The sequence below is a fragment of the uncultured Catenibacterium sp. genome, from assembly GCF_900540665.1.
Taxonomy (GTDB): Bacteria; Bacillota_I; Bacilli_A; order Erysipelotrichales; family Coprobacillaceae; genus Catenibacterium.
This window is the reverse complement of record NZ_UQGV01000087.1, coordinates 1-7665: the sequence shown is the minus strand read 5'-3', so window position 1 is coordinate 7665 and position 7665 is coordinate 1. Positions and strand designations below refer to the sequence as shown.

The 7665-nt window shown below is 36.1% G+C and carries 6 protein-coding genes; 2 read left to right on the top strand and 4 right to left on the bottom strand.

Going from position 1 to position 7665, the window contains the following annotated elements; translation table 11 throughout:
* Positions 1-80: 80 nt before the first annotated feature.
* From dnaB to QZQ55_RS09850, 4 genes are read right to left on the bottom strand one after another with little or no spacing between them, the layout of a single operon-like run.
* Positions 81-1442, bottom strand: a complete 1362-nt coding sequence (gene dnaB, locus QZQ55_RS09865; RefSeq protein ID WP_295092908.1) for a replicative DNA helicase — start codon at positions 1440-1442, stop codon at positions 81-83.
* 11 nt (positions 1443-1453) lie between these two features.
* Positions 1454-1900, bottom strand: coding sequence for a 50S ribosomal protein L9 (rplI, locus tag QZQ55_RS09860; protein ID WP_295092906.1), 447 nt, complete (start codon positions 1898-1900; stop codon positions 1454-1456).
* 3 nt (positions 1901-1903) lie between these two features.
* Positions 1904-3859, bottom strand: coding sequence for a DHH family phosphoesterase (locus QZQ55_RS09855; protein WP_295092904.1), 1956 nt, complete (start codon positions 3857-3859; stop codon positions 1904-1906).
* Positions 3860-3873: 14 nt separating this feature from the next.
* Positions 3874-4764, bottom strand: coding sequence for a DUF2232 domain-containing protein (locus QZQ55_RS09850; protein WP_295092902.1), 891 nt, complete (start codon positions 4762-4764; stop codon positions 3874-3876).
* 90 nt (positions 4765-4854) lie between these two features.
* On the opposite strand from QZQ55_RS09850, the gene QZQ55_RS09845 reads away from it, so the two are divergent.
* Together QZQ55_RS09845 and QZQ55_RS09840 are read left to right on the top strand one after the other, a co-directional pair.
* On the top strand, positions 4855-5160 hold the full coding sequence (locus QZQ55_RS09845) for a metal-sensing transcriptional repressor (protein ID WP_199409986.1): 306 nt from the start codon (positions 4855-4857) through the stop codon (positions 5158-5160).
* A complete protein-coding gene (locus QZQ55_RS09840) occupies positions 5157-7640 on the top strand; it encodes a heavy metal translocating P-type ATPase (protein WP_295092900.1) in 2484 nt (827 codons plus the stop codon). Before QZQ55_RS09845 ends, QZQ55_RS09840 begins: the two co-directional genes overlap by 4 nt.
* Positions 7641-7665: the final 25 nt, after the last annotated feature.

Here is a 7665-nt window from a genome sequence, read left to right as displayed (position 1 = left end):
AAAATGTCATGCCCCTGTTGACATGACATATAAGCGACTGCCTGTCGCACAAATAAGCAGTAGCGCAAGCGCTACTGCTTTTAAATTCTAAGTCCTTCACCACTATTCTGGTTTTCTGGACCTGTATAGTAATCTGAGAAACGAGAGTATTGTTTTTCAAATACCAGGCTGATATCGGCTGTTGCACCATTTCTGTGCTTAGCCACAACGATTTCTGTTAAACCATTAGTTTCTGCTTCTTTTTCTTTATTCTGATAGTCTTCACGATGAAGGAAGGCTACGATGTCGGCATCCTGTTCGATGGCCCCAGATTCTCTTAAGTCGGACAACATAGGTTTACCCTTACGCTGTTCTACCTGACGAGAAAGCTGTGATAAGGCAATAACGGGACACTTTAATTCTCTGGCTAATGCTTTTAACTGTCTAGAGATATCAGAGACTTCCTGCTGTCTTGATTCTCTTGATGAAGATGGACCTGAAATCAGCTGAAGGTAATCGATAATAACCATCTTTAAGCCTTGTTCTCTTTGTAGTCTTCTACATTTAGCTGCAATTTCACCAATCTTAACTGCTGGTGTATCATCAATATATAAATTACAACGTGTGACTCTATCAGCAGCTGCATAATATTTATTCGCATTCTCTTTAAGAATCGCACCTGTTTTTAATTTATCGTTATCAATAGACCCTGCACAGCATATTAATCTGGTTACAAGCTGTTCTGCAGGCATTTCTAGCGAGAATATTGCGACAGCTTCTTCGCTATTAAGTGATGAATTAAAGCCGATATTCAAGGCAAAGGCTGTTTTACCTACAGATGGTCTAGCCGCAAGAATAACTAAATCACCTGGCTGAAAACCTGATGTTAATTTATCTAACTCTTTATAGCCTGTTTTTACACCAGAGACAACTCCACCATTTTTCTGGAGGAGATTCATTCTAGCTGTAACATTCTGTACAACACTTTCAATTGTCTTGAATTCCCCGGCATTTCTATCTCTTGTGACTTCTAAGACGTCCTTTTCTACTGTATCAATAAAGTCATTGATATCAGTAATTTCACCATAAGCATCCTGTACGATGGTTGTGGCTTCTTTAATAAGTCTTCGTAATAATGACTTCTCATTTAAAATCTGAAGATAATGTGTTGTATGAGCTACTGTAGGTACAGAATTCGCAAGTACCAATAAGTAATCTACCCCACCTACTTTTTCTAATATCTTCTGGTTGATTAAATAATCAGTCACTGTTGTTGCATCGATTGGTTTATTACTGTCATGAAGGAACTTCATGCCTGTAAAGATCAGTCGATGTGCATCAAGATAGAAATCCTGAGGTGTTGCCATGTTGATGACATCATTACATGCGTTCTTATCAATCAACATCGCCCCTAACAATGCACGTTCTGCTTCTAAGTCATGAGGAAGTTCTCTTGTATCCATAAGTATTCACCTTATTTTTCAGATAGATGAACATTGATAGTCGCGATAACACCTTTATAAAGTTCAATCTTGAACTTAGTAGTTCCTAAAGCACCTACTGGATAAGCATTGATGAACTTTCTCTTATCAATCTTAATACCATGTTCTTCTAATAATTTCTTTGCGATATGTTTTGTAGAAACATGATCAAAGCTCTTACCATCCTTACCAGTCTTTACCTTGAATTCTACTACAATAGTATCAAGCTTCTTTGCAAGTTCCTGAGCTTCTTCTTTTCTCTTTAAGTCTTCCTGTTTCTTTTCTTCTTCCTGCTGTGCAACAATTTTCTTACCTGTTTCTGTTGCCATTAAAGCTTTACCATTCTTAATTAAGAAGTTCTGTCCATAACCGTCAGATACATTAACGATTTCACCCTTCTTACCAACTTTTTTCACATCTTCTAATAAAATAACTTTCATATCTTATACACCCCTATCTTCCAAATATGCATCTATTGCATGTTCTAATCTCTCTTTTGCTTCTTCGATTGTCACATTTTCAATCTGACAGGCGGCCATAGAGAAGTGTCCGCCTCCATGAAGATCTTCCATAATAACCTGGACATTGACCTTCTTAGAACTACGTGCGCTGATTGCAACTGTGTTCTTAGATATATATCCTATCGCAAATGCAGCATAAATGCCAGAAACATATACCAATTGATTGGCTGCCTTTGCAAGAGTAGAACGGCTAAGTTCTTCACCCTTGCCTGTCGCAATAAGAAATCTATCCTTATAACGATAAGCTGATTCTGTAATATCAAATATTTCTTTCATACATTCAAATGAATCTTCCAACAATTCATAAGCAAGTGTTAAATCAGCCTGCGCTTCTTTGAGTTTAGCCGCCGACTGGAATGTTCTTGTACCTACATGCTGTCTGAAATAGTTTGTATCAACAAGCATCCCTGTATACATGATTGTCGCATCAAGAGATGAAATTTCAATTTCATGCTGCTGATAATCAAATAATTCTACAAGTAATTCTACTGTAGAGGATGCAGATGGTTCTAAGTATGTCAGAACCGGTGAAGATATGAATTCTTCACTACGACGATGGTGATCAATAATGACCTTGTTCTTTACTTTATCAAGTACTGAACGACTGATGGCAAGTGAATCCTTATGGTTATCCACACTGATTAATAAAGTATCCTTATTGGCTTTTTCAAGTGCTTCTGAAATAGTCAACATTAATCCCTTATAATCAGGATTACTTCTCAACATTTCTACAACACCTTTTGTTTTTTCTTCAAGAGATTCATAATCAATTACGATATTGGCTTTCTTCCCTAAATTCTCTACAATACGTGCTGCCGCAAGAGACGCACCAAATGAATCTAAATCTGAATTCTTATGTCCCATGACTAAGACATTGCGTGAACGTGTAATAAGTCCTGCAAGAGACTGTGCCATAATACGTGAACGTACTTTAGAGGATGTTTCAAATGCATCGGTCTTACCACCAAAGTAACGCACATGATCTTTACCACTCTTAATCGCTATCTGATCACCACCACGTGAATAAGCAAGGCTTAATGCAGAAGAAGCAAGTTCTTCTAGTTCTCTTAATACTTTTGTACTTCTACCAATACCAATAGAGAGTGTCATAAGAACATCTAATTCTTCTATCGCATTCTTGAAATCATCCAAAATAGAGAATTTAGATTCAATAAGTTTCTTATAGATACGCTCATTAAAAAAGACAATATATTTACCTGTCTGATAACGTCTGATGATCATACCATTCTTATATGCCCACTCAGTAATTGTACTACGGCATAAGTTTTGAATCTTTACCTTCTGTGATTCATCTACATTCGCAATAATTTCATCATAGTTATCTACAGTAATATAACCCATGCATACCTGAATATCTTCATAGTCCTGTGATAAAGACACATATTGTGTAACATCCTTCATATAGATGAGTCTTGTATCCGCACTATTATAGACTTCAAATTTCTTTCCTTTGACTTCTATTATTTTGACATCTTCATCATCAAAAAGACTGGCAAGTGTAGGCTGCCATTCTAATAGTTTGATTCCTACAATATTGATATTTAATGCCTTTAAGAAATCTGAGACCCATGTGATGTTTCTATTTTCATCATATTGAATAAGTCCCACACCACCATAGATTAAGGCATTTTTAGCATCAATACCTAATGCATCACTGACTGAATAGCTATTTTGATCCATTAAGTAGCTCATATAGAACAACAATGAAATATAGACCACATTCGTAATGACCGCAAATATCGCAAGACGAAGCATCCAGGCCTGATGAAATATACCAAAGGCCGCAAAGGTGGCAAAGATTATAAATACGAGTAAAAGAACAAAGACGTTTCTAATTTGTGCAACTTTTCTCGTCATTGTAGAGGCCCTCCTTATTGATACTTATTATACAGTATTTGACGTATTTCAACAAATATATCAATAATTCCTAGTATAACTAATAGTGGCTGTAGGAATGGTATAAATACCAAGAAAATAAGCAAATTCGCATAACGGCCATGGTTTCTGATAATAAGATAAAAAGATAAGAAAGCCAGACCATCCACCATAAATCCTAAGATACTAATAAAATAGAGATATTGTAAGATAACGACATTTCCAAAATATTGTCTCGTTAGAATACTACCTGCGAGTATGATTGCAAGAATATATCCCATTTTAGAACTGAATCTAAAAGTCGCAATATGAATACTCATATCAAAAGGTATTCTTAAGCGTTTGAAGAATAATGCACATAACATCATGACTAAATAACTCTGTAAGAATGACATGATGAGGATACTGAGTGGAATCACATTATAGAAGTCCTGAAAAGTAAAGGCATGAGAGATAGAAGGAACTGCCGCAATAATCTGGTTATACATTTCTTTTGCTTCAGCAATTAAGTTAATACCCAATACTCCTGAGAATACATAAAAATATAAAAAGTCAGATAAAAAGAAGAATGTAGCCCCAAGTACCAGCATTGTTTCTTTCTTAGCTTTATTTTTTAAACATAGCCCTACAACTGTTCCCATACCAAGTGATGAGAGGACAATTAATACATAGCTAAGCGTTCCAAATAGGAAAGCGATGACTAAGGAAGCAATGGAAGTCATTAAAGCTTCTTTCAGTCCTGTTTTATAGCTATAGATGGCCATAGGAATAGCCATTCCATAACCTATTAAAGAATCAAACATTGTACCTGTCATTGTATTGAGTACTGCAAGGACACCAAAGAGTGATGCGATGAGTGCACCCTGCACAAGTTTATTTGTTTTCATAATTCATTTCTCCTTGTGGTCATTATACAACAATCATATCGCTTGACGTATACCCCTACAGGGTATATGATTGAAACAGGAGGTGAAACGATGGATAAAAAAGATTGCTGTTGTAGTGAGCGACATAAAGATCGTAGTGAAGAAGAAAAGAAAAAACTCATGAACCGCCTCAAACGTATTGAAGGACAAATCAGAGGCATTGAGGGCATGGTTGAGAAGAATGCCTATTGTCCTGATATTTTGATTCAGGTTTCTGCAGTCAATGCAGCTTTGAATAGTTTTAATAAAGAATTACTTGCAAAACATATTAAGACATGTGTTGTGGATGATATTAAAGAAGGTCATGATGAGACAATTGATGAATTAGTGAATGTATTACAGAAGGTGATGAAATGAAACAATATAATATTACTGGTATGAGTTGTGCAGCGTGTGCCAATCGTATTGAAAAAACTGTAGCTCATATTAATGGTGTAGAAAGCTGTTCAGTTTCTTTACTCACAAATTCTATGGGTGTAGAGGGAACAGCATCTTCTGAATCTATTATTCAGGCAATTGAGAATATTGGATATGGTGCAAGTGAAAAAGGTGTTGAAAAGGTTAAGGATGATTCTTTAGTGGATCATGAAACACCAAAATTAAAGAAGAGATTGATTACTTCTTTAGTATTCTTATTACTATTAATGTATCTATCAATGGGTCATATGATGTGGAAATGGCCTGTGCCTTCATTTTTAGAGAATCATGTGTCTCTTGCAGTGACAGAGATGTTATTGACTATTATTATTTTAGTCATCAATAAAGCGTTCTTTATTAATGGATATAAGAGCTTATTTCAGTTATCTCCTAACATGGATGCTTTGGTTGCATTAGGTTCTAGTGCTGCTTTTGGTTATAGCTTAGTCATTTTATATTTAATGATTGATGCAATGAGCCAGGGACAGATGATGAAGGTAATGTCTTTAGGACATGATCTCTATTTTGAATCTGCCGCTATGATTCCTACTTTAATTACTGTAGGTAAGATGTTAGAGGCAATGTCTAAAGGACGTACAACAGATGCCTTAAAGAGTTTAATGGATCTTGCGCCTCAGACTGCCGTTATTATTAGAGACAATAAAGAAGTGACTGTGGGCATTGATGAAGTCAATAAAGGTGATTTGTTTATTGTCAGACCAGGTGAAAATATTCCTGTCGATGGTGTGATTGTAGAAGGTTCTACAGCTATTGATGAATCTGCCTTAACAGGTGAAAGTATTCCTGTCGATAAAACTGTGAATGATACAGTATCTGGCGCAACATTAAATCAATCTGGCTTTATTAAAGCCCGTGCGACTCGTGTAGGTGAAGATACAACACTTTCACAGATTATTCAGATGGTCAGTGATGCTGCAGCCACTAAAGCACCTATCGCAAAAAAAGCGGATCAGGTCTCTGGTATCTTTGTACCTGTTATTATCGGTATAGCGTTAGTCACATTTATTGTCTGGATGATTCTAGGAAAGAGTATTGGATTCTCTATTGCACGTGCAATATCTGTATTGGTTATTTCATGTCCATGTGCCCTTGGTCTTGCAACACCAGTGGCTATTATGGTAGGTAATGGTATGGGTGCAAAGCATGGTATTTTATTTAAAACTTCTGAATCATTAGAAGGCGCAGGTTCTATTGATATTATTGCGTTAGATAAGACAGGCACAATCACAAAAGGAACTCCTGTAGTCACTGATGTTGTACCTTATAAGATAGAAAAAGAAACACTTTTAAATTATGCTGCAAGTCTAGAAAAGAAAAGTGAGCATCCTCTTGCCAAGGCTATTACTGATTATTACCAAGGTAGTGAAGATGTAGAAGATTTCAAGGCTTTACCTGGACATGGTTTAAGAGGTTTAATTCATAGTAAAGAAGTATTAGGTGGCAGCATTAAGATGATGGAAAAGCATATTCCTGATAATGTTGAAATACAAGCTAAGAATATGGCTAAAGAAGGTAAGACACCACTATTCTTTAGTTATGATGATTGTTATCTTGGTATGATCTGCGTTGCTGATACAATGAAGGAAGATAGTCCTCAGGCAATCAAAGAAATGCAGAATATGGGTATTCAGGTTGTGATGTTAACAGGTGATAATCAAGAAACAGCTCAGGCAATTGGTTCAAAAGCAGGTGTGGATGAGGTGATTGCAGGGGTATTACCTGATGGTAAAGAGAGCGTTATTAGAGATTTACAGAAACAAGGTAAAGTAGCTATGGTGGGCGATGGAATCAATGATGCCCCAGCACTTACAAGAGCTGATATTGGAATTGCGATAGGCGCAGGCACTGATATTGCGATAGATGCAGCTGATGTTGTATTAATGAATAGTAAGCTGACAGATGTTACTGCCGCTATTAGACTCTCTCGTGCAACATTAAGAAATATCCATGAGAACTTATTCTGGGCATTTTTCTATAATGCGATTTGTATTCCTGTTGCTGCTGGTGTATTTATCACTTTAACAGGATGGCAGATGAGTCCTATGTTAGGAGCGGCTGCGATGAGTTTATCTAGTTTCTTTGTATGTATGAATGCATTAAGATTGAATACTTTCTCTATGCATGATGCATCTAAAGATATAAAAAGAAAGAAAAAGGAGAAAAAAACAATGGAAAAGACTTTAGAAATTACTGGTATGATGTGCGGTCATTGCGAAATGGCTGTAAAGAAAGCATTAGAAGCTGTAGATGGTGTAGAAAGTGCTGATGTGAGTCATGAAAAAGGCACTGCAGTTGTGACTTTAAGTAAAGAAGTATCTAATGATGTCTTAAAGAAAACTGTAGAAGATAAAGATTATACAGTCACTTCTATTAATAGAGTAGACAAGAAACAATGTTAATATTGGAATTAATTATTATTTCTGT

Bases quoted from the DNA above. Each gene is read 5' to 3' on its own strand.
- dnaB (WP_295092908.1), bottom strand. From the start codon at position 1,442: ATGGATACAAGAGAACTTCCTCATGACTTAGAAGCAGAACGTGCATTG.
- rplI (WP_295092906.1), bottom strand. From the start codon at position 1,900: ATGAAAGTTATTTTATTAGAAGATGTGAAAAAAGTTGGTAAGAAGGGT.
- QZQ55_RS09855 (WP_295092904.1), bottom strand. From the start codon at position 3,859: ATGACGAGAAAAGTTGCACAAATTAGAAACGTCTTTGTTCTTTTACTC.
- QZQ55_RS09850 (WP_295092902.1), bottom strand. From the start codon at position 4,764: ATGAAAACAAATAAACTTGTGCAGGGTGCACTCATCGCATCACTCTTT.
- QZQ55_RS09845 (WP_199409986.1), top strand. From the start codon at position 4,855: ATGGATAAAAAAGATTGCTGTTGTAGTGAGCGACATAAAGATCGTAGT.
- QZQ55_RS09840 (WP_295092900.1), top strand. From the start codon at position 5,157: ATGAAACAATATAATATTACTGGTATGAGTTGTGCAGCGTGTGCCAAT.